Source organism: Pseudomonas sp. JY-Q, assembly GCF_001655295.1.
Lineage (GTDB): Bacteria > Pseudomonadota > Gammaproteobacteria > Pseudomonadales > Pseudomonadaceae > Aquipseudomonas > Aquipseudomonas alloputida.
Genome location: NZ_CP011525.1, coordinates 1094081 through 1114740, shown reverse-complemented (window position 1 = coordinate 1114740; position 20660 = coordinate 1094081). Strand labels below are relative to the sequence as shown.

Annotated in this window: 22 protein-coding genes; 9 read left to right on the top strand and 13 right to left on the bottom strand. The window is 63.1% G+C overall.

What is annotated here, in order from left to right; all coding sequences use genetic code 11:
* Positions 1-84: 84 nt before the first annotated feature.
* The gene (locus AA098_RS04935; protein ID WP_003251728.1) at positions 85-990 is read right to left on the bottom strand and encodes a LysR family transcriptional regulator; all 906 of its coding nucleotides are present in this window, start codon (positions 988-990) and stop codon (positions 85-87) included.
* A 217-nt stretch (positions 991-1207) separates the two neighbouring features.
* On the opposite strand from AA098_RS04935, the gene AA098_RS04930 reads away from it, so the two are divergent.
* Positions 1208-1660, top strand: a complete 453-nt coding sequence (locus AA098_RS04930) for a universal stress protein (protein WP_054889256.1) — start codon at positions 1208-1210, stop codon at positions 1658-1660.
* 71 nt (positions 1661-1731) lie between these two features.
* Here AA098_RS04930 and AA098_RS04925 read toward each other — a convergent pair whose 3' ends face one another.
* The 4 genes from AA098_RS04925 to AA098_RS04910 are packed head-to-tail and all read right to left on the bottom strand — an operon-like array spanning position 1732 to position 6496.
* Positions 1732-2592 (bottom strand): HlyD family secretion protein, encoded by an 861-nt coding sequence (locus tag AA098_RS04925; protein WP_012053682.1) that lies wholly within the window; start codon positions 2590-2592, stop codon positions 1732-1734.
* Between the two features lie 10 nt (positions 2593-2602).
* Positions 2603-2803: a DUF1656 domain-containing protein gene (locus tag AA098_RS04920; protein WP_003251718.1), complete on the bottom strand. Its 201-nt coding sequence runs from the start codon at positions 2801-2803 to the stop codon at positions 2603-2605.
* Positions 2793-4970: an FUSC family protein gene (locus AA098_RS04915; RefSeq protein WP_064613909.1), complete on the bottom strand. Its 2178-nt coding sequence runs from the start codon at positions 4968-4970 to the stop codon at positions 2793-2795. The genes AA098_RS04920 and AA098_RS04915 overlap by 11 nt, the downstream gene beginning before the upstream one ends.
* Positions 4967-6496, bottom strand: a complete 1530-nt coding sequence (locus AA098_RS04910; RefSeq protein WP_054889257.1) for an efflux transporter outer membrane subunit — start codon at positions 6494-6496, stop codon at positions 4967-4969. The genes AA098_RS04915 and AA098_RS04910 overlap by 4 nt, the downstream gene beginning before the upstream one ends.
* 191 nt (positions 6497-6687) lie before the next feature.
* Here AA098_RS04910 and AA098_RS04905 point away from each other — a divergent pair, with 191 nt between their 5' ends.
* Positions 6688-7635, top strand: a complete 948-nt coding sequence (locus tag AA098_RS04905) for a LysR family transcriptional regulator (RefSeq protein ID WP_003251712.1) — start codon at positions 6688-6690, stop codon at positions 7633-7635.
* A 175-nt stretch (positions 7636-7810) separates the two neighbouring features.
* Positions 7811-8785, top strand: coding sequence for a D-glycerate dehydrogenase (locus tag AA098_RS04900; RefSeq protein WP_004575357.1), 975 nt, complete (start codon positions 7811-7813; stop codon positions 8783-8785).
* 357 nt (positions 8786-9142) lie between these two features.
* On the opposite strand, the gene AA098_RS04895 is transcribed toward AA098_RS04900, so the two are convergent.
* On the bottom strand, positions 9143-10045 hold the full coding sequence (locus AA098_RS04895) for a DMT family transporter (RefSeq protein WP_004575358.1): 903 nt from the start codon (positions 10043-10045) through the stop codon (positions 9143-9145).
* A 185-nt stretch (positions 10046-10230) separates the two neighbouring features.
* Between AA098_RS04895 and AA098_RS04890 the strand changes: the two genes are divergently transcribed.
* Positions 10231-11106, top strand: a complete 876-nt coding sequence (locus tag AA098_RS04890; protein ID WP_064613908.1) for a helix-turn-helix domain-containing protein — start codon at positions 10231-10233, stop codon at positions 11104-11106.
* A 29-nt stretch (positions 11107-11135) separates the two neighbouring features.
* Here AA098_RS04890 and AA098_RS04885 read toward each other — a convergent pair whose 3' ends face one another.
* The 6 genes from AA098_RS04885 to AA098_RS04860 form a co-directional block, all read right to left on the bottom strand.
* Positions 11136-13523, bottom strand: a complete 2388-nt coding sequence (locus AA098_RS04885) for a TonB-dependent siderophore receptor (protein ID WP_064613907.1) — start codon at positions 13521-13523, stop codon at positions 11136-11138.
* 175 nt (positions 13524-13698) lie between these two features.
* Complete coding sequence (locus AA098_RS04880) at positions 13699-14679, bottom strand: FecR domain-containing protein (protein WP_064613906.1); 981 nt, start codon at positions 14677-14679, stop codon at positions 13699-13701.
* Positions 14676-15251: an RNA polymerase sigma factor gene (locus AA098_RS04875; protein ID WP_014859905.1), complete on the bottom strand. Its 576-nt coding sequence runs from the start codon at positions 15249-15251 to the stop codon at positions 14676-14678. The genes AA098_RS04880 and AA098_RS04875 overlap by 4 nt, the downstream gene beginning before the upstream one ends.
* Before the next feature lie 5 nt (positions 15252-15256).
* The gene (locus tag AA098_RS04870; RefSeq protein ID WP_004575362.1) at positions 15257-15583 is read right to left on the bottom strand and encodes a DUF3325 domain-containing protein; all 327 of its coding nucleotides are present in this window, start codon (positions 15581-15583) and stop codon (positions 15257-15259) included.
* Positions 15583-17160, bottom strand: a complete 1578-nt coding sequence (locus tag AA098_RS04865) for a PepSY domain-containing protein (RefSeq protein WP_064613905.1) — start codon at positions 17158-17160, stop codon at positions 15583-15585. The genes AA098_RS04870 and AA098_RS04865 overlap by 1 nt, the downstream gene beginning before the upstream one ends.
* Entirely contained in the window at positions 17157-17462 is a 306-nt protein-coding gene (locus tag AA098_RS04860) for a DUF3649 domain-containing protein (protein ID WP_003251691.1), read from the bottom strand. Before AA098_RS04860 ends, AA098_RS04865 begins: the two co-directional genes overlap by 4 nt.
* 256 nt (positions 17463-17718) lie before the next feature.
* Here AA098_RS04860 and AA098_RS04855 point away from each other — a divergent pair, with 256 nt between their 5' ends.
* The gene (locus tag AA098_RS04855; protein ID WP_014592331.1) at positions 17719-18066 is read left to right on the top strand and encodes an HPF/RaiA family ribosome-associated protein; all 348 of its coding nucleotides are present in this window, start codon (positions 17719-17721) and stop codon (positions 18064-18066) included.
* 120 nt (positions 18067-18186) lie between these two features.
* The gene (locus AA098_RS04850; RefSeq protein WP_003251688.1) at positions 18187-18477 is read left to right on the top strand and encodes a DUF3509 domain-containing protein; all 291 of its coding nucleotides are present in this window, start codon (positions 18187-18189) and stop codon (positions 18475-18477) included.
* Positions 18478-18480: 3 nt separating this feature from the next.
* Here the strand turns inward: AA098_RS04850 and AA098_RS04845 are convergent, their stop codons facing one another.
* Complete coding sequence (locus AA098_RS04845) at positions 18481-18951, bottom strand: phosphate-starvation-inducible protein PsiE (protein WP_003251685.1); 471 nt, start codon at positions 18949-18951, stop codon at positions 18481-18483.
* Between the two features lie 459 nt (positions 18952-19410).
* On the opposite strand from AA098_RS04845, the gene AA098_RS29705 reads away from it, so the two are divergent.
* The 3 genes from AA098_RS29705 (at position 19411) to AA098_RS04830 (ending at position 20616) form a co-directional block, all read left to right on the top strand.
* Entirely contained in the window at positions 19411-19641 is a 231-nt protein-coding gene (locus AA098_RS29705) for a hypothetical protein (protein WP_064613904.1), read from the top strand.
* A gap of 92 nt (positions 19642-19733) precedes the next feature.
* On the top strand, positions 19734-19997 hold the full coding sequence (locus AA098_RS04835; RefSeq protein WP_003251681.1) for a DUF3077 domain-containing protein: 264 nt from the start codon (positions 19734-19736) through the stop codon (positions 19995-19997).
* A gap of 355 nt (positions 19998-20352) precedes the next feature.
* Positions 20353-20616, top strand: a complete 264-nt coding sequence (locus AA098_RS04830) for a YebG family protein (RefSeq protein WP_003251679.1) — start codon at positions 20353-20355, stop codon at positions 20614-20616.
* Positions 20617-20660 lie beyond the last annotated feature (44 nt).

Sequence of the window (20660 nt, the reverse complement as noted above, 5' to 3'; positions counted from 1 at the left end):
CGAATGCTTACGAAAACTGACTTGTTGGCAGTTTTATATTGCGTCAAACGCAATCGGGCAACGGATGCGCACGTGCCGCCCGCCTCAAGGGTCCATCCTGCCGCACGCCTTCAACGTCTGCCGCAGCCAGCGATGGGCCGGGTCGTTATCGAACCGAGGGTGCCATGCCTGCATGACATTGACCTTTTCCAGTGGCACGGGGATCTCGAAGGACCTCAATGGCAGTTTCAGCCTGTTCACACTGTTCAGGATATTGGCGGGTATCGGCAAGATCAGGTCCGAGTCCGGCAGCGAAAACATCGCGGAGTGAAAACTCGTCGTGATCAGCGCTACCCGGCGCTCCACCTTGTAATTGGCCAGTGCCACGTCGATAGGCCCATTGGCACGGCCACGGCGTGACACGCTGATGTGCGGGTAGGCGGCGAAGCGCTCAGGGGTGATCTCGTCATCGAAAACCGGGTGCCCTTCACGCGCCAAGCCCACGAAGTAGGTGTTGAACAGGCTCTGAACCTTGATTTCGGGGCCCAGTTCAATGGCTGAACTGATGATCAAGTCGATTTGCCCATTGCGCAACACCGCATCATCGTCGCCGCTGCCCTCCGGCACAAAACGCAGCACCGTATGCGGTGCCTGGGCCAGCATCATGCGCAACAGCTGAGCGCCATACAGGGCGATGAACAGGTCATTGGTGCGGATGTTGAAGGCACGGTCCAGGTTCACCAGGTCGACATCGTCGCGACTGCGAAATACCTGCCCGGCCTGCTCCACCAGGCCATGCACCTGCTCGCGCAAGGCCAGCGCACGCGGCGTCGGCACCAGGCCACGGCCGGCCCGCACCAGGATCGGGTCACCCAGCGCTTCGCGGATACGCCCCAGGGTCCGGCTCATGGCGGCCGGGCTCAGGTTCATGCGTTGCGCCGCGCCAACCACGCTGCCCTCGTCGAGCAAGGCATCGAGGGCGACAAGCAGGTTCATGTCCGGAAGTTGCATGGCCGTTTTCCGTTACAGCTGTGGGAAATGTGATGGTATCAGGTTGATGGATTGCACCGGACGCAATGCGCTTGTGCGTGGTGGGCCATTTATTCAGGGAAAGGATTGGGTCAAGAATGATGCATGGCAGGTTCGGCCCTTTCGCGGGTAAACCCGCGCCTGCGTTGGTCTACGCGAAGAGGCCGCCCCAGCCCCCCAAATACATCAAGGATCCCGCATGCCCAGCCCCGTCCTGATCGCCATCGACGCCTCCCCCGCATCTGCCGCCCTGCTTGCCCTCGCCCGCCGCTACTGCCGCCCGGGCGAGCACGAACTGCACGTGCTGCTGGCCATCGATTCGACCTTCGCGGTGCACGAGCAACCCGCGCCCTACACCGCCGAGGAACGGGAAGAATACCCCGCCGCCTGCGAGGAACAGCAGCATGCCGACCACGCCGTAGCCGAGGCCGTGCGCGAACTGCAGCAAGCCGGCTTCGCCAGCCAGGGCTGCATGGTGGCCGGGCTGCCAGTTGAAGCGATTGTCGCCAAGGCGCAAGAGCTGCGTTGCGAGCTGATCATCATGGGCCACCGTCACCTGACGCGGCTGGGGCGGTTGCTCGACCCGTCGATCAGCGCGAAGGTGATTGATCGGGTCGAAGTGCCAGTGTTGGTGGGGGCGGCGAGTGCCTGAGTTGCGCGAGGTGTCGCCAAGCGGATCGGGTAGCGCGCGGGGTGCGCTCGATCGGCCTGGCAACGTATATCTCAAGGCGAACTCGGCTTCACCACCACCGTACAGGTCGTCCCCGCCGCCAGCAAAAACCCTTCCGGCACTTCATCGATGTGAATGCGCACCGGCACCCGCTGTGCCAGCCGCACCCAGTTGAAGGTCGGATTCACGTCGGCGATCAGCTCGCGGCTCTGTGGGTTGTCACGGTCGTAGATGCCGCGGGCGATGCTCTCCACATGCCCCTTGAGGCGCTCGCCGCTCATCATCTGTAATTCGGCCTGGTCACCCACCTTCACATGCGGCAGCTTGGTCTCCTCGAAGAATCCGTAAACCCAGAACGAATTCTCGTCGACCACCGCCATCACTGCTTCGCCGGTACGCGCATAGTCGCCCTTGTGGATATTCAGGTTGGTCACGTAGCCGTCCACCGTGGCCACGATGTGGGTGCGCTTGAGGTTCAGTTCGGCAGCAGCCAGTTCGGCCAGGGCCTGCTGGTAGTCAGCCTGGGCGGAATTGGCGATGTTGCTGGCGTCGTCGCGGTTTTCCTTGGAGATCACCAGGTTGTCCATGTCGGCACGGCGCTTGGCATTGACCTTGCGCATTTCCCAGGTGGCCTTGCGCGAGGCGACCAGTGCCTTGGCCTGGTCGACGGCCAACTGGTAGTGCTCAGGGTCGATCTGGATCAGCAGGTCGCCCTTCTTCACCCGCTGGTTGTCCTTGACCGGTACATCCACCACGTAGCCGGGTACGTCGGCAGCGACGTTGATGATGTCGGCACGCACACGGCCATCACGGGTCCATGGCGTGGTCATGTAGTGCAGCCACAACTGGCGACCGATGGCCACGGCAGCGACCAGCACCAGCAGGGTGGCGATCAGGCTGAAGAACTTTTTCATCGAAGGATTCTCACCAGTAGACAGACAGCGCCATGGCGCCGAACAAGCAGACGAACAGGCTCAGGCGCAGCAGCGCCGGGTGCCAGAAGAAGCGGTAGCCATCATGGCTGGCAATGAACCGGTCCAGCCCCCAGGCCAGGCCCAGGGCAAACAGGAACATCAAGGTCATGGTGGGCATGTACACGCCATGGAAGGCGATCTCACGGGGCATGGTGCAGTCCTTTCGCCGGTGCCAGTGGCGACTGTGGGTCCAGCAGGGAAGTACGGATGAAGTGCAGGTAGCTTTGCACGCGGCGCAGCACCGAGGTGTCGAAGTGCCGGGCGAATGGCTCGTCGGTGGCCTGCACGCGGGCGATGGCGTGGTCCACTGCCACCAGTGCGCGCTCGTGGTTGCTGGCGCTGGGCTGCAGGAACAGCCGGGTCAGCGCACGGCCCATGACACGGATTGCCTGGCGCCAGGGCTGCGACTCGGCATAGGCCGGGTGCACCGGGGCGCGGGCTTGCTCCTTGCGCAGCTCGATGACGGCGTGGCCGATCTCCAGCACGGTGAACATCCAGCCCATCAGCTGGCTTTGCACCTGCGGCTTACCGGCCGCCAGGCCATAGGCCTGGTGCAGCAGGTCGCGGGTGCGGCTTTCGAAGGCCGAGCCCAGGCCGCGCAGGCGGCCGCTGATGGCGAACAGCACCTGCTCGCGCAACGCCTGCTCCAGGCGGCTCCACAACCAGCGGCTGTTGGGCGGCAGGATGATCGCCCCGGCGGCGGCACAGACGAACATGCCGATCACCATGCCGATGTAGTCGTTGATGAAGGTGTACGGGTCATAAACGGTGAGGTTGTTCGGCACCGAACCAATCGCGAAGAACACCAGCAGGCCGATGCCATAACCGGCGTAGGCAGGGCGCGACGAAAGAAACGCGCCCAGCACGAACACAGGCGCCAGCACCATGCACAGCAGCGGAAAACCGTCGATCCAGGGGAACACGAAGAAGGTTTCGAAGAAGCCGACAAAAGCGCCGATGGCCGTGCCGCAAGCCATCTGGAACGACATGCGCTTGGGGTTGGGTGACGCTGCCGAAAGGCATACGGTGACCGTGGCGATCAGGGTCATCATGGCGCCACTGGGCCAATCGCTGAGCAGCCAGTAACTGCCCAGCAGCAACAGCACTGCCGAGGCGCGCACACCGGCCGCCAGCGATACCAACCAGCTGGTCTGCGCCACGTAGGGCTCGTCCCACTGCTCGCGCTCGTGCTTGTGCGCGGCCAGCGAGGCATGGGTTTCGGCGTAGCTCAACATCTCGTCGACGAAGCGGTACAGCAGCTCGAACGCGGTGTGGAAATCGAGCAGGTCGGATTCGCTGGGGTCCGTTGCCAGGTACTCAGCCCGCAGCCCCCGCACCTGGGCCTGCAGGCCTTCCTTGTAGGCGGCCAGCTCCAGGGTCAGGCGCAGCGCATCGGCGTCAGTCAACGCCCGGCCCACATAGGGCTGCAGCAACGCCACCAGGGTGTTCAGGCCCGGTTCGATGGCACTTACGATCTGCAGCGGGCCACGGGCACGCAGGCGCTCCAGCAAGCGGTGCAAGGCATTGAAGCGGGTGGTGATGGCCATGAACTCGCTGTTCATGCGCACCAGCCGGCCACTGCGACGGCGCATGTGCGGGTCTTCGAAAGCGGTGACGTTGCGCAGACTCTCAAGGCCCACGGCCTCTGCCACGAAGCGCACGTTGCTGCTCTCGAAGCGGTCCTTTTGACTGTCGCCACGCAGGGCCTCGACCACCACCCCGGCAAACACGCCAAAGCGCTGGTACAGGGCGTTGCGCATTGCGGCACTGGCCGACTGCGGCAGGATCGCGGCACTGACGAAGGTCGACACCAGAATACCCAGGGCGATTTCCAGCGCCCGCCATACCGCTGCCATGAACGCCTGGTCGGGGTGTTGCAGCACCGGCAGGCCGATCATCGCTGCGGTGTAGCCGGCCAGCACGAAACCATAGGCGCGGAAGGTGCGGTAGCGCATGGCACCGGCTGAGCACAGGCCCACCCACAGGGCCAGGCTGGGCAGAAACAGCTCGGTGTTCTGCGGGAAGATGGCGATCAGCGCCACCATCATCGCCGAGCCGGCCAGGGTGCCCAGCACCCGGTAGAAGCTCTTGGCGAACACATGCCCGCTTTGCGGCTGCATGACGATGAACACGGTGATCATGGCCGTGCGCGGTTGCGGCAGCTCCAGGCGCATGGCCAACCACAAGGTAATGAACGCGGCGGCCAGCACCTTGAAGATGTACACCCAGGTCACGCCGTCGGTGCGCGCCCAGGCAAAGAAGCCCCGGCGCCATTCCAGGCTTTGCAGCCAGCGCACGGGCAAACTGGAAGTGCTCATTCGGCGTTATCCGGCTTCTTGTCGAAAATGGCCAGGGTGGCCGGGGTCTTCGGCGCTGCCTGGCGTTCCTCTTTCGGCGCATCCTGACCGGCCTGCAGGCCACCACCCAGGGCGGTGACCAGCTCGGCATGGGCAATCAGGCGGGCGGCCTGCACCTGCTGCTGCACCTGCTGCTGGCGGAACAGCAAGGTCTGCGCGTTGAGTACGTTCAGGTAGTCGGTAAGGCCGCGCTGGAACGCGACCATGGCGATGTCGTATGTTTTCTGCGCGGCAGCAACCGACTCGGCGGCGAAGTGCGACTGTTCTTTCATCGACTCGCGGCGGATCAACTGGTCGGAGATGTTCTTCAGTGCACCAACCACGGTCTGGTTGTAGCGGGCCACCGCCACGTCATACCCCGCCGAGGCCACGCCCAGTTCTGAGCGCAGGCGCCCACCGTCAAAGATCGGCAAGCTGATGGCCGGGCCGACGTTGTAGTTGAACTTGCGCCCGGTCAGGAATTCCAGCGGGCCACCGCCGGTGGCCATGAAGCCCAGGCTGCCGACCAGGTCGACGTTGGGGAAGAAGCCGGCGTGAGCGACGTCGATGCCACGCGCCTGGGCAGCCACCTGCCAGCGGCTGGCAACCACATCAGGCCGCTGGCCAACCAGTTCGGCGGGCAGGTTCGAAGGCAGTTTCAGCGGCGCGGCCAAGGCCAGGGCCGGGCGCTGCAACTGCGCGCCTTCCCCCGGGCCCTTGCCGGCCAGTGCGGCCAGCTGGTTGCGGGTCAGGGCAATTTCTTCGTCGAGGCTGTCGAGCTGACGGTGGGTTTCCGGCAGCGGCGCTTCGGCCTGGCTGACTTCGAAATGGGTGCCGATACCGGCATCCAGGCGACGCTTGGCCAGGGCCAGGATCTGCTCCTGCTGTTCCAGTTCGGCCTTGACGATATCGCGCTGGGCAAAATGCAGGCTCAGCTGGATGTAGGCACGCACCACATTGTTCTGCAGTTCCAGCTGCGCCTGACGGGCTTCGGCCACGCTCATGTGCGCCTGGTCCACGGCCTGCTCGCTGGCATTGCGCTCGCGCCCCCAGAGGTCAAGGGCGTAGCTGAAACCGATGGCGGCGTTGTTGTCCCAGGTGTTGGCACCCGACAACGCGCCGGGGCCATAAAACTGGTCTTCAGGCCAGTTGTGGCGCTTGAGCGTTGCCTGGCCGTTGGCCTGGAGCTTTTCCGCCGACTCGACCACACCGGCCATGGCCTTGGCTTCGCGAACCCGCGCCGCAGCCATGGCCAGGCTCGGGCTACCGGCCACGGCCAGGGCAATCCAGCGGTCCAGCTGCGGGTCGCCATAGGCGTGCCACCACTGCTGGTCGGGCCAGTGAGCGTCGGTCGCGGCTTCGCGAATGGCCGCATCGGTGGTCAAGGTATTGGCTTGCAGCGTCTTGCTTTGCGGGGCAATGCCCCAGGTTCCGATACAGCCGCTCAAGGTGAGGGCAAGGGCACAGGCACTGAACGCCTTGAGCGTTCTGATGATGCGACGCGGCACAGCTGCGATTTCCCGAGGAAGAGGTGAAGGGGCCGGGCAATTCTAGGGGGCAGCAGCACTGGCGATAAGCACAGATTCCTGCGAATCTTTGTTACCAAAACAGCGATAATCCGCCTTTGGTCGAAGGCAACTTTTTCTCTTTTCTAAGTTACTTCGTGACACAATTTTGTCCTCTACCTCGAGAGTGACCCATGGACACCCTGCAAAACATGCGTGCTTTCAGTTGCGTAGCCCAACTCGGCAGCTTCACTGCCGCTGCGGCGCAACTGGATACGACCACCGCGAACGTGTCGCGGGCGGTCTCCAATCTGGAAGCCCATCTGCAAACAAGGCTGCTCAACCGTACCACCCGCCGCATTGCGCTGACCGAAGCCGGCAAGCGCTACCTGATGCGTTGCGAACAGATTCTTACCTACGTCGAAGAAGCCGAGGCCGAAGCCAGCGACGCCCATGCGCGCCCGGCCGGGCAGTTGAAGGTGCATTCGATGACTGGGGTCGGCCAGCACTTCGTGGTCGATGCCATCGCCCGCTACCGCGAAACGCACCCGGACGTGACCTTCGATTTGACCATGGCCAACCGCGTGCCCGACCTGCTCGACGAGGGTTATGACGTCTCCATCGTGCTGGCCACCGAACTGCCCGACTCGGGGTTCGTTTCGCAGCGCCTGGGCATCACCTACAGCATTGTCTGTGCCTCGCCCGCTTACATCGCCCAGCATGGCGTGGCGCACAAGCCTGCCGACCTGCTCAAGCACGCCTGCCTGCGCATGGTCAGCCCGGTCATACCGCTGGAGAAATGGCTGTTCGATGGCCCGGAAGGCCAAGAGATGGTCAACATCACCAGTTCGCCGTTCATGGTGAACACCGCCGATGCCATGAAGACTGCGATCCGCAGTGGCATGGGCGTAGGCGTGCTGCCGATCTATTCGGCTATCGAGGGCCTGCGGGACGGTAGCCTGGTTCGCGTGCTGCCCGAGTATCGCCTGCAGGAGCTGAACCTGTATGCCATCTATCCATCGCGGCAGTATCTGGATGCCAAGATCAAGACCTGGGTCGAGTACCTGCGCAACTCGCTGCCAGAGATTCTTGCCGCGCATGAGGCAGACCTGAAAACCCATCAGGTGCTGATCGCCAACTAAAAAGCTGCTGCATTGCGGGGGCGGACAATGGTAGGTTGCTAACCATTGATTTCGCCTGTTCCGGCCCCTTCGCGGGCAAGCCCGCTCCTACAAGGCACCGCGCCCCCCGTAGGAGCGGGCTTGCCCGCGAAAAAGCCAGCACAGCCCCCACCCCGCCTAGCAGAGAAGTTGCCCGATGAAAAAGACCGTCCTGGCCTTCAGCCGTATCACCCCGGCCATGGCCGAGCGCCTGCAGCAAGACTTCAACGTGATTCTGCCCAACCCCAAGCTCGGCGACATCAACGCCCAGTTCAACGAAGCCCTGCCTGAAGCCCATGGTCTGATCGGCGTTGGCCGCAAGCTCGGCCGGGCGCAGCTTGAAGGCGCGGCCAGGCTGGAGGTGGTGTCCAGCGTGTCGGTCGGCTATGACAACTACGACCTCGACTACTTCAACGAGCGCGGCATCGCCCTGACCAACACCCCCGACGTGCTGACCGAAAGCACCGCCGACCTGGGCTTTTCACTGATCATGGGCTGCGCCCGGCGCACCGCCGAGCTGGATGCCTGGACCAAGGCCGGCAACTGGCAGGCTACCGTGGGCCCGGCCCACTTCGGCAGCGATGTACATGGCAAGACCCTGGGTATTGTCGGCATGGGCAACATTGGTGCAGCAGTGGCACGCCGTGGCCGCTTCGGCTTCAACATGCCGATCCTGTACAGCGGCAACAGCCGCAAGACTGCGCTGGAGCAGGAGCTGGGCGCACAGTTCCGCAGCCTGGATCAGTTGCTTGCCGAAGCCGACTTCGTGGTGATCGTGGTGCCGCTGTCTGATGCCACCCGCAAACTGATCAGCAGCCGCGAGCTGAAGCTGATGAAGCCGAGTGCGTTCCTGATCAACATTGCCCGTGGGCCGGTGGTGGATGAGGCGGCGCTGATCGAGGCGCTGCAGAACGGCACCCTTCGCGGCGCGGGCCTGGATGTGTACGAGAAAGAGCCGCTGAGCGACTCGCCGCTGTTCAAGCTACCCAATGCGCTGACCCTGCCGCACATTGGTTCGGCTACTGCCGAAACCCGTGAGGCCATGGCCAACCGGGCGATCGACAACCTGCGTGCGGCGCTGCTGGGCGAGCGGCCGCGGGACCTGGTGAACCCGCAGGTGTGGAAGGGCTGACCGTTTTGGAGTGCCTGTGCTGGCCCCTTCGCGGGTAAACCCGCTCCTACGATTTGGAGTGCCTGTGCTGGCCTCTTCGCGGGTAAACCCGCTCCTACAAATTGGAATGCCTGTGCTGGCCTCTTCGCGGGTAAACCCGCGCCTACAATTTGGAATGCCTGTGCTGGCCTCTTCGCGGGTAAACCCGCTCCTACAATTTGGAATGCCTGGGCCGGCCTCTTCGCGGGTAAACCCGCTCCTACGATTTGGAGTGCCTGTGCTGGCCTCTTCGCGGGTAAACCCGCGCCTACAAAGGGTGTGCACTGCCCTGTAGGAGCGGGTTTACCCGCGAAAGGGCCGGCCCAGGCAACCCATCACCTATTTGGCTACCACAACACCCCCAGCCACCCTGGGCCGGGGCTTGCGAAACACCAGCACATTCCCCGCCATCACCGCCACCAAGCCGAGCAAGGCCGGCGCCGTCCATTGGTAACCCTCAGCCACCGCCGACACATTCAACGCCACCAACGGGAACAGCACCGTGCAGTAAGCAGCCCGCTCCGGGCCCAGGCGCCCGACCAACGTCAGGTAGGCAGTGAAGGCAATCACCGACCCCGGCACCACCAGGTACAGCAGCGAACCGATATAGCGCGCATTCCACTCCATGCTGAACGGCACGCCGCTGACCACACAGAACACCGCCAGCATCACCGCCCCATAGACCATGCCCCAGGCATTGGTGGTCATCGGCTTGAGGCCGGCCTTCTGCTGCATGCTCGACAGCAGGTTGCCGGCCGAGAAGCACAGCGTGCCGAACAGGGCTAAACCAAGGCCGTACAGGGTTTCGCGGCTGGCTGCGTGATGCGACAGCTCCGGCCAGAACAGCAGGCCCAGGCCAAGCAAGCCCAAGGCACCACCGCCAAGCACATTGCTGGCGATTTTCTGGCCGAAGAAAATACGAGCGTTAAGCGCGTTCCACAGTGTCGCGGTGGAGAACACCACCGCGATCAGGCCGCTGGCGATCCACTGGCTGGCGCTGAGGAAGCAGATGAAGTTGACGCAGAACAGGCACAGGCCCTGGGCCAGGCAGATCTGGTGGCCACGGCGGTTCATGGGTTGCAGCCGGCGGGTAAGCAACAGGAAAGCAAACAGGATCAGCCCGGCCAGGGCGAAGCGGTAGACGATCGACACCGGGATCGCGACCACGCCTAACTGGAGTTTCAGGGCGATCCAGGTGGTGCCCCAGATCAGGACGGTGAGCAGGTAGAGTGACAGGTTCATGGTGGCGGTTCCTTGGGCCTTTGGAAATCGGTGCCCGGCGCTTCGCGGGTAAACCCGCTCCTACAGGGATCACCAGTGTTCTTTCGATCAGCCTCTGTCTGCTTGCACGAACTTGCGCTTTTCTTGCGCCGGTAGCTGTCACTCGATCCAGGGCGCAGTAGGATGGCAGGCAAGAGGAACCGCCAATGACGCCACTCACCCAGTTGCAAGTGTTCAACGCCATGCATGCCTCGCCCAACGCCAGGCTGGAGCTGAGCGCGCACCTGGGCGACGGACTGGCGGCGGCGTTGTGGAGCAACCGTGACGATGCGCGCGACTACCAGGCGCCTAGCCATCACACCCTGTCGTGCTACATCGCCGACGGCACCGGCACCTTCCGCCGCCAGCGCCCGGCCGACAAAGGTGCGCCCGACAAGCTGTGCGTGATGCCGGCCGGGCAGGAATCGAACTGGGTCGTCAATGGCGCGATCCGCCTGGCACACCTGTATATCAGCGAGGCGCAGTTCGCCCTGGGCTGTGTACGCCTGCTCGACCGGGAACCGCGCGAGCTGCAACTGCAGGAAGCGACCTTTCTGGACGACCCGCAGCAGTCTGCCCGCTTCCGTCAATTGATCCAGCTGGACTGGGACGAGCCCGGCGAGCGCCTGCTGGCCAGCAGCCTGGCGCACGAGATCGTGGACCATGCGCTGCTCAGCCAGGTCGGGTTGCGCCAAGGCCTGCGCCTGAAAGGCGGGCTGGCGCCAAACCTGCGCCGGCAGCTGGTCGACTACCTCGAGGCACACCTGGACCAGCCCATCACCCTGGAAGAGCTGGCGCTGCGCTGCAATTTGTCCGAATACCACTTTGCGCGCATGTTCCGCGCCAGTTTCGGGCTCCCGCCGCACCAATATCTGCTGGCCCGGCGGCTGCACCGGGCGTGCCAGTTGTTGCGGCTGGGAGTAATGCCGCTGGGGGAGATTGCCTTGTTGTGCGGGTTTGCCAGTGCCAGCCATTTCAGCAACCGGTTTCGCCAAGCCCTGGGGGCCACACCTGGCGAATACCGCAAGGCCTTTTTCATCTGAAACCGGGGCCGCTCTGCGGCCCCATTTGCCTAGAACTCGAAGGTGCTCGACAAACTGACCTGCCGCGCATCGCCAATCGCCACAAAGTACTGGTTCACCGCCGAGCTGTAATACACCTTGTCGAACAGGTTCTTCACGTTCAGTTGCAGGCGCACGTTGTGTTCGTCGAGTTTGGTTTCATAAGTGGCAAACGCATCGGCAACGGTATAGCTCGGCAGGTCGAAGGTATTGGTCGCGTTACCCGAACGCTCGCCCACATAACGGGCGCCGGCACCGAAGCGCAGCCGGTCACCCCCGAACAGGCTGCCAAAGTCATACACCGCCGACAGCGAGCCGCTGTGCCGGGCCACGTTCTGCAGGCGATTGCCCTCAAGATCAGGGTCCTTGGTGACCTTGGCATCGGTCAGTGCATAGCTGCCGATCAGGCTCCAGCGCTCGCTGAGCTGGCCGGTCACGTCGAGTTCCACACCGCGTGAACTGACCTCACCCGCATTGCTGTAGACCGTCTCGCTTGTGACGGCGTCAAAGTTCGAGACCAGTACATTGCGCTTGGTGATATCGAACAATGCCAGGGTGCCTGTGATGCGGCCTGGCATGTCGAGCTTGGCGCCCAGCTCCCACGCCTTGCCCTCCTCAGGTGCTACCGAGGAATCGAGCACGACATTGCCGGTCAGCGGCGCGATGGTCGAGTTGGGCTTGAACGACTCGCTGTAGCTGCCATAGAACGAGAGCTGGTCGTCGACTTTGTAAACGATACCGGCGTGGGGTACCCAAGCCTGGCCACTGATGTCGGTATTGGCCTTGAACGGGCGACCGCGGCCAGCGTACTGGTCGTACTGCTGGAAACGCGCACCTGCTACAAGGATCCAGTGCTCATCGAGGTGCAGCGCGTCCTGCACGAACAGCGCATCGGTGCGCAGCTTGTCGGTCTGGTCGCTGTCGCTGGCTCGCACGTTGGTGCCCTCCACTTCCTGTCCGTAGACCGGGTCCAGATAACTGAACGTGGACTGTGGCGTCTGGCGAATCAGGTCACCGCGAAAGATCTTGCGGTCTTCATGGTCGATGCCGAACAGCAGGTCATGCTGCATCCCCGCCAGCTCGACATTGCCATTGAGGCTCAGGGTCACGAACTGGTCACGGCTCATGGCGTTGTGGGTGCCGTCGATGCTGCGTGTCAGCGTGCCTTGGGTTTCGTTGACGCCGGTCACGCGAACCTGGCTGGCATCGTAGGTCTCACGATTGAAGCTGTAGCCAAAGTGCAGCTTCCAGTCATCGGCCAGCTGATGGTCGACTTCCAGGCGATACAGGTCGGAGCGCCCTTCCATGTCGTTGAACGGCTCGTCCAGGCGGCGCGTGGCAGGGATGTTCAGCGGGTGGCCGTTGTTGCCGAACGCGGTGCCACGGTCAAAGGGATAGAGAAACTCACGGTGCTCGTAGGCCAGCACCACCTGGGTGTCTTCGCCCAGCCAGGCCAGCGACGGCGCCACCAGCGATTCGCGGTGCACGCCGTAGTTGCGCCAGTAGTCCTCGTCTTCGTGGTCGACGACCAGGCGGTAGGCGAAGTTGCTGTCACCCAGTGCGCCCGTGCTGTCGAGCCCGCCACCGCTGCCGTTCTTGCCGCCATAGGTCGAGCCGCGCACGGTCAGGGCGTTGTACTGCTGCAACTGCGGACGCTTGCTGACCACGTTGATGACCCCACCCGGGTCCTGGATACCGTACAGCAGCGAGGCAGGGCCCTTGAGCACTTCGACCCGCTCGGTGCTGGCGTTGAGGTTGCGACCCTGCACCACGGGCATGCCATCGCGCATGATCGAGCCGTCGCGGTTGTCGCCAAAGCCACGTTTCATCACCGTGTCGGATGTGCCGCCGAAGTTGTTGCCCTGGGTAATGCCGCTGACGTTGGCCAGGGCGTCATCGAGGTTGCGCGGGGCCTGGTCGCGGATGACCTGGGCCGGTACCACGTTGATTGCCTGGGGGATGTCCTGGTTTGGGCCCTGCCCGCGCATGATCGAAGCGCTGGCCGGGGGCTGGTAGCTGTAGTCGTCCAGTTGCGAGGTCACGGTGGTGGCCTGCAGGCTGAGGGCACCGGAGGTGTCTGCAGGTTCGAGGGTCAGGGTACGTGCGTCGACGCGGCGCCAGGCCAGCCCAGCGTTGCCCAGCAGTTGTTGCAGCGCCTGCTCGGCGCTGAACCGACCCTTCAGCGCTGGCGCTTGCACGCCCGGCAGCTCGAGGGTGTAGACCACGCTCTGGCCAGTGGTGCGGCTGAAGGCGTTCAGGGCCTGGGCCAAGGGTTGGGCCGGCTGGGCGAAGGCATAGGCCTGCAGCTGCTCGGCCGCGGTTGCCAGGGGGGCGACAGCGAAGGCCGGGAGCGCAGCAAGGCCGAACCAGAGAGGGACGCAACGCGGGGAGAACTTCATGGACGCTGACCTGTGAGGGGGTGATTATTGCGAATCAATCGCACTTTCACTCATTACACGGATGCCACGTGCTGTTACCTCACCTGTGCCTGGAAATATTTTTGTTGTGGCGACCTCTTCGCGGGTAAACCCGCTCCTACGGGGGGGTTACCCGTGAAGAGGCTGGCACAGGCAACTACCGAATCAGGGTCAAACGCCCCAACACGGTCTGCCGTGAAAAACCCATCACCTTGCCCAGCGAATCCAGCGCCAGCAGCGGCTCGGCCACCGGGAAGCTGCCGCTGACCTTGCGCTGCCCCAGGTCACCATCGAGCAACAGGATACGCCCCGGGTAATATCGCCCAAGGTCTTCGATCACCTGCGCCAGCGGCACCTGGTAATAGTTCAGCCACCCCTGGCGCCAGGCCAGGCGGTTGTCACTGTCCACCGCCAGGGTGTCGCCTACCCTGCCTGCGCGGTAGGTTAGCTGCTGGTTGGCAGTCAGTTCTCGCGCCACAGTGCCCTGCGCGGGGCTGACGCCCACACGCCCGCTGCGCACCGTCACCTGGGCGCCCTCGCTTTGCTCACGCACCTCGAACTGGGTGCCAAGCACCCGCACTTCGCCGCCGGCAGCTTCCACCAGGAACGGCTCACCGGTATGGGTAACCTCGAAGAACGCCGCGCCATGCAGCAACCGCACACGGCGCTCACCCTGGGCGAAGTCGACCGCAATGGCGCTACCGGCATCAAGCGTCACCTGTGACTGGTCGGCCAAGGTCACCTGGCGAACCTGCCCGGCACTGCTGTAGTCCGCCTGCAGGTCCCGCAACCAGTACCCCGGGTGCCAGCCCCCGGCGACGCCCACGGCCAGCACCAGGCAGGCTGCCAACGCCAGCCCTGCCACCCGCCGCCACCCGCCACCCGCCGGCGGTCTGGCCATGGCATCGAGGTAGCGCTGCAGGGCGTCCTGTTCTTCGTCCGCCAGCCGCGCCGCCGGGGCGGCGCTTTTCTGCCAAAGCACCTGGGCCTGGTCGTAGGCTGCGCGGTGTGCGGGGTCGGCCAGCAACCAGCGCTTGAATGCCGCCCCTTCGGCTTGCCCGGGTTGCTCGTTGATCCGGTTGAACCATTGCAGGGCAGCCTGAAACTGCGCTTCGGTGATCGGCGGTAAACGGCTCATCGACGGGCGCTCCCTGGCCGGCGTGGGGTGGACGCGGGCTCGGCAACACTCGCCTTGCACGCTTCGAGGGCGCGCATCATATGCTTTTCCACGGCGCTCTGTGACAGCTGCATGGCTTTGGCGATCTCGCTGTACTTGCAGCCGTGAATGCGGTTGAGCAGGAAGATCTGCCGGGTGCGCTCGGGCAAGGCACGCAAGGTGGCCTCGATACGCTGCAAGTCGTGGTCGACCTCCACGGCCTGCTCAGGGGCCTGGGCCAGGCTCGCCTCGCTTACCGGCACAGCCGCTTCGGCCACGCGTTCGCGGCTACTCTCGCTGCGCAGGTGGTCTATGGCCAGGTTGCCCGCGCAACGCAGCAGGTAAGTGTCCAGCGCCTCGACCTTGACCTCGGGGCGACGCCAGAAACGCAGGAACAGCTCTTGGACCAAGTCCGAAGCGGTGGCGCGGCAGCCGACCCGACGGCTTACCAACGCCTCCATACGCGCACGCTGGGCCTGGAACACCTGGACGAAACGTGCACGCGCGCCTGCGCTGTCAGCGTCAGGTTCGATGATATCCCTCGGCTCGCTCACAGGGATCACGCAGCAGATACGGCCAGCATGGGGCCCAGCACCACGCTGACGGCAGCCAGGCCCAGCAGCAGACGAGGCTGGTACGGCAGGCCGAACACCCACAGTGTTACCCCGGCCATCATCACTGCGGTCCACTCCACCAGGCCGAGGGCCCAGCCACGCAGGTACACGCTGAGCACCAGCGACAGCATCAGCAGCAGCCAACCTGCAACACGTAACAGGAGCAAGTGCCTGGGGCTCGGCTTACGCCCGAGCAAGTCGCTGAAGTGCTTTTCCATCGCCAGGCACAGGGCAACGAAGCCCGCAAAGGCAATCAGTGCGTTACCCAGCATCAGCTCACCTCCACCGTTTCAATGCTCGACTTTTTTGTCGCACGCGCCGCGCGCTTGGCTACGGGGGTTGGGCTGGCCAGCATCTTGTGGGCCAGCCAGGCCAGAAACAGGCCAGTCCCCAAGGCTGTCAGATCGAAGCCGGCCATGGCCCAGTCACCCTCCAGTACCGAATGGTTCAAGCCCCGGTCAGTCGTCAGGCCATTGAGCAACGGCAGCAGCGCGAAGGCCAGCGCGCCCAGCGCCAGTTGCTCGCCCCAGGCCTTGCGCCCGCTACGCAGCACGGCGTGCACCAGCGACAGGCCCCAGGCGATGAAGAAAGCATTGACCTCCCAGTCGGCCCGGCCTTCGACAGCCATGGGCACCAGGCGGTTGGCCCAGAAGAAGCTCGCCACCGCCAGCAACAAGCCACTCATGCTGGTCATATTGAGCACTTCGACCAGGCGCAGCTCCCCTGGCACAGCTCCGCTCTTGGCGTGCTTGAGCTGGCGCTTGCCCAACCACATCACCAACCCGGTACCAATCACCGCCGTACCGGCCACACCAAAGAAGAAATACAGCCAGCGCAGCCAAGGCCCGGCAAAGTTACCCATGTGCAGGCCGGCGAAACTGAAGGCGGTCATCATTAAACCGCTCTCCGGCTTGCCCTGGCTCAACAGCGCACCACTGGCCCCATCGAATGTCCAGTTGGCGCTACGCCGATAAGCCACGTGGTCGGCTGCCGATTGGGTGAAGGTGACGCGGGCATTGCTGTCGCCCGGGTTTTGCACCTGGATGCTGCCAACACGCGCCCCCGGCTGCAGCGCCTGCACCTTGGCGTACAGGCTCGGCAACGCTACCAGCGGCGTGGCCACTTGGGCCGCCTTGGGCGCATCGTTGCGGCCAAACAGGTCGTTGAAGTACTTGTCGGTGTCATTGCCGTAGCTGGCCATGATGCCCGCCGGCATCACCATGTACATGAACAGCACCAGGCTGCTGTAGCTGATCATCAAGTGGAACGGCAGCACCAGCACGCCGATGGCATTGTGCCCGTCCAGCCAGGAACGCTGCCCCTTGCCAGGGCGGAAGGTGAAAAACTCCTTGAAGATCTTCTTGTGGGTAATGATGCCGGTGACCAACCCCAGCAGCATGATGAAAGCGCAGAACGTCGAGAGCCAACGGCCAACCGGGTAAGGCATCTGAAGCTGGAAGTGGAAGCGGTAGAAGAACTCACCACCGCGGCTGTCACGTGCGTCCACCGGCTGGCCGGTCTGGGTATCGAGGGTTTTCCTGACAAAGCCACGCGGGCCGCCACTGGGGTCGCGGTAGCCCACACTCAAGGCGGCCTCCCGTTCGTTCGGCATGCGAATGAACCAGGTACTCGAATGCCCTGCATTGTCCTGCAGGTAACGTTGAGCGACTGCCAGGCTATTGATCGGGTCCAGGGCATGGCTGCGCACTTCAGGCTGCGACCAATGAGTGATTTCTTCCTTGAAGTACGACAGCGTGCCGGTAAGGAAGATGGCGAACAACAGCCAGCCGAAGATCAGGCCGGTCCAGGTGTGCAGCCAGGCCATGGCCTGGCGGAAGCCTTCTTTCATGCGTTTTTCATCCAGTAGGCAACGCCGCTGATCACGCCCAGCAGCAGGCTTGGCGCCAATACGCCCAACCAGGCACGCCAGGCGCTGCGGCAGGCGAAACACCAGATGAACGCCAGCAGGTAGAAGACGAACGACAGCAGCAGGCCGGTGAGCGTGGCATCGACCTTGGGCAGTGGCGCCAGCAAGGCAATACAGACGCTCGCGAGGGACGCCAGCAGATAGCCGCCCAGCAGCGCGGCCAGGCTACGGGATGTCACGGCCAGGCGATAGCTGAGCGGGAGGCCGGCGGTTTTGCGCGTCATGGCGAGGTCCGGGCGTTCTTGGGGCTGCAATAATAATGATTTCAATTCTCATAAGCAAAGCCCAGCCCCCGCTACCCATTTGGCCGTACGAGCCACGCGTCACGGTAAGCCCATTTGCAACAAGAAATTTATTTTCAAAAAGGGCTTGAATTCATTCCGCAGTTGCCTGACCTTAGAGTCAAGAGGCGCAGAAATTCCAAGGGTCTCAAGGGCCTAGGCGCGTCTCCATGCGAGCAAGCTGAATAAGGATTGAATCATGCAAATCCAGGTCAACAGCAGCAACGATTTCGACGGTAACGCCCGGCTCGACCAGTGGGTCCGCAGCACACTGCAGAACTCGCTGGAACGTTACGAAGAAGACCTCACCCGCATCGAGGTTCACCTGCGCGACGAGAACGGCGTCAAGCCCGGACCGCATGACAAACGCTGCCAGATGGAGGCTCGCCCGAAAGGCCACCAACCGATTTCCGTGACCCACACCGCCAGTTCGCTGGACCAGGCAGTCGACGGTGCCGCCACCAAGCTCAATCACGCGCTGGAGCACTTCTACGGCAAGCTGCGCAGCAAGCGCGGCGCCTTGGAACTGAGTGACCCGGACGCCTGATCGGCAATGCAAAACGCCCGGCCTTGAGCCGGGCGTTTTCGTTTGTGCCGATCAATGGCGCTGAACCAACGTGCGAACGTCCCGGTCAACCTCTGCATCACTCACCGCAGAAGCAAGACCATGAACAACCCATTCGAACGAATCAGTGCTGCATTCGCCCCCGAATACCGGGTGAACCTGAGCATTGCAAACCTCGACGGCAGCATCATGCTGACCCTGTCCGACGACGCCGGCGTGGTCGCCAAGCGCCTCATCACCCCGGCCCAACGCAACGACCCGGTGCGCCTGCAACGGGTGATCGACAGCATCCGCCTGGGCCTTGCGATCGAACTCAGCCAGAACCCCCTGCAAGTGCTGGCCGCGCTGACCCGTGACGCCCGCCACGAGCCGCGCCATTTCATTGCCAACTGAGGGCTACTTGCCCTCCTCCACTGCCTTGCCGTTGGCGTCCAGCACCTTGGTCGAGGGGTAGCGGTACGAAGCGTAGCGCACCACCAGGATCGAGAACGCCAGCAGCAGGATGCCGCCGCACAGGTACAGCAGCCCTTCATCCGGTGCCTTGTGATGCGAAACATCGCCGATCAGCAGGCGAGTGAGCGCGGTGATTGCCACGTACAGCAGGAAGCGGATCGGCATGTGGTTGGTCTTGAAGTAGATCCCCACCATCGCCCCCAGCTCCAGGTAGATGAACAACAGCAGGATGTCATCGACACTGATCCCGCCCTTGCCCAGCATGTCCAGGAACGTCACCACCGCCGCGTAGGCGGTGATCGCGCCAATGCCGAACAGCGCCAGGTAATGGAACGCCTCGACGCACAGGTTGCCCAGCGAGTCGGCCGAGCCGTGCAGGCCCTTGCGCAGTTTTTCTGCCCATTTGATGTTCACGATGTTCCATTCCCCGATACGTCTTTAAGGATGATGCGTCGCTGATGTGACGCTTGTGCCATGCAGTTAAAGGGCCAAGCCCCTGTCTTGGAAGGCGACCGATTGCCGCAAGGCACCTTGAGGCGTGGCGCATTGCAAAAAAGCACGCCGTGCTTGGGGAAAAATCAGATTTAACCCCTTCCTTGTAGGGCATTTCCCAAAGATACTCCCTGCCATTGTGGCGTTCGGGCATGCGCACTAGTCTGGGGTCGTCGCTGCCAATCAGCGACCGGCTTTGACAGGCCGCCCTGAACTAACCACATGGCTTTGCCTTTATGGCAGCTGTCATGGGGCACCTCGTGTGCGCCGGCTTTTGGTTCTGTTCACCGGTCTGTCAACCCATGTACAGCTGCCGCCTCATTGTTTGACAGCAGGAGGTGGTGGCCCCAACTTTGAACAGGCCTTCACCATGCTGAAAGTATTTCCGATCCACCCCATAACCCCCATTCCCTCGAAGACACCCTGATCCAGGCCACCGACTACGCGTTGTGCGCAGCCACCGTGGTGCATCAGGCGTTGCTGCTTCAGCCCAAGTCACCGGTTTCGATCCTGATGATGACCTCGATGCATGAGCTGGAGGCGCTGCGGGCTCTGCTTGAGTCGGCACTGGTTCAGGTGCAGATGCACGCTGAGCCCAGGACTTCGCACTAAGGCTGGTTAATGTGCCGGGAGGGCCGGCCTCTTCGCGGGCTCGCCCGTGAAACGGGCGGCCAGGCACTCGAGAAACTTCAGGGGATTGAACAATGACAACAGAAGACACCCAATTCACCGTCGGCAAGACCACTTTCTATCAAGGCGAAAACAGCACCCATCCACTGTTCCGCATCGAGCCCGGCATCCCCTGCAGGGACGCCCGCGAGCAGTCGTCGGAATTGATGGGCTATGTGCGTGAATTGACCATCACTGGCCTGATGGAGGAGAAGCCCATGATGATATGGGCCGCCCATTATCTGAGTGCCATGGCCAAGGCGCTGATGGATGATGCCGAGTTGGGCATGAAGCAATGAGGATTTCGCTTCAGGTTGGATGAAGGCCTCTATGTGTTTGCCGCAGCAGTTTCAGCGCCTGTGAGATCGAGCCCCGCCCGCGCGGCGCACCATTGTAGGAGCGGGTTTACCCGCGAATAGGCCGGACCTGCCGGCCAATATCTCCCGGTCATTCACCGTCGCAGCCGCCACCGCATTCGCGGGCAAGCCCGCTCCTACATCTGTTTCGAACCAATTGTTCCTGGCAAAGGTGCGCGCGTAGCGCTCGGTCTGTGCCACGCTACAATTTCTGCTTGCGAACCAACCAGCATTGCCATTACTGTATATAGATACAGTAAACCGCAACACAACCAGCAAAAAGGCATAGAGGTGATGAATGGCCGTCGAAGTGGTGTACCGCAGCAGCCGCGACCCGGAGCGCTTGTTCATGGATAAGGCCGAAGCAGACCGTCACGACAAAATGCTCGAACTGGCCGAGCGCCTGGCCGAAGTGCTGCACAAGGCGGTGCCGTCGCTGACCGAGCAGCAGGTCGAGGAAGCCGGTATCTACATGGCGAAGAACCGCGATGTGTTCGCCCGGGCGTTCAAAAGCCAGCCGGATGCGTTGGCCGAATTGCTTGAGGGTACTGCTGCCGAGTGATATCGCCCGAGGTGTGCGGGTTTACCGGCGAAGTGGGCAACAAC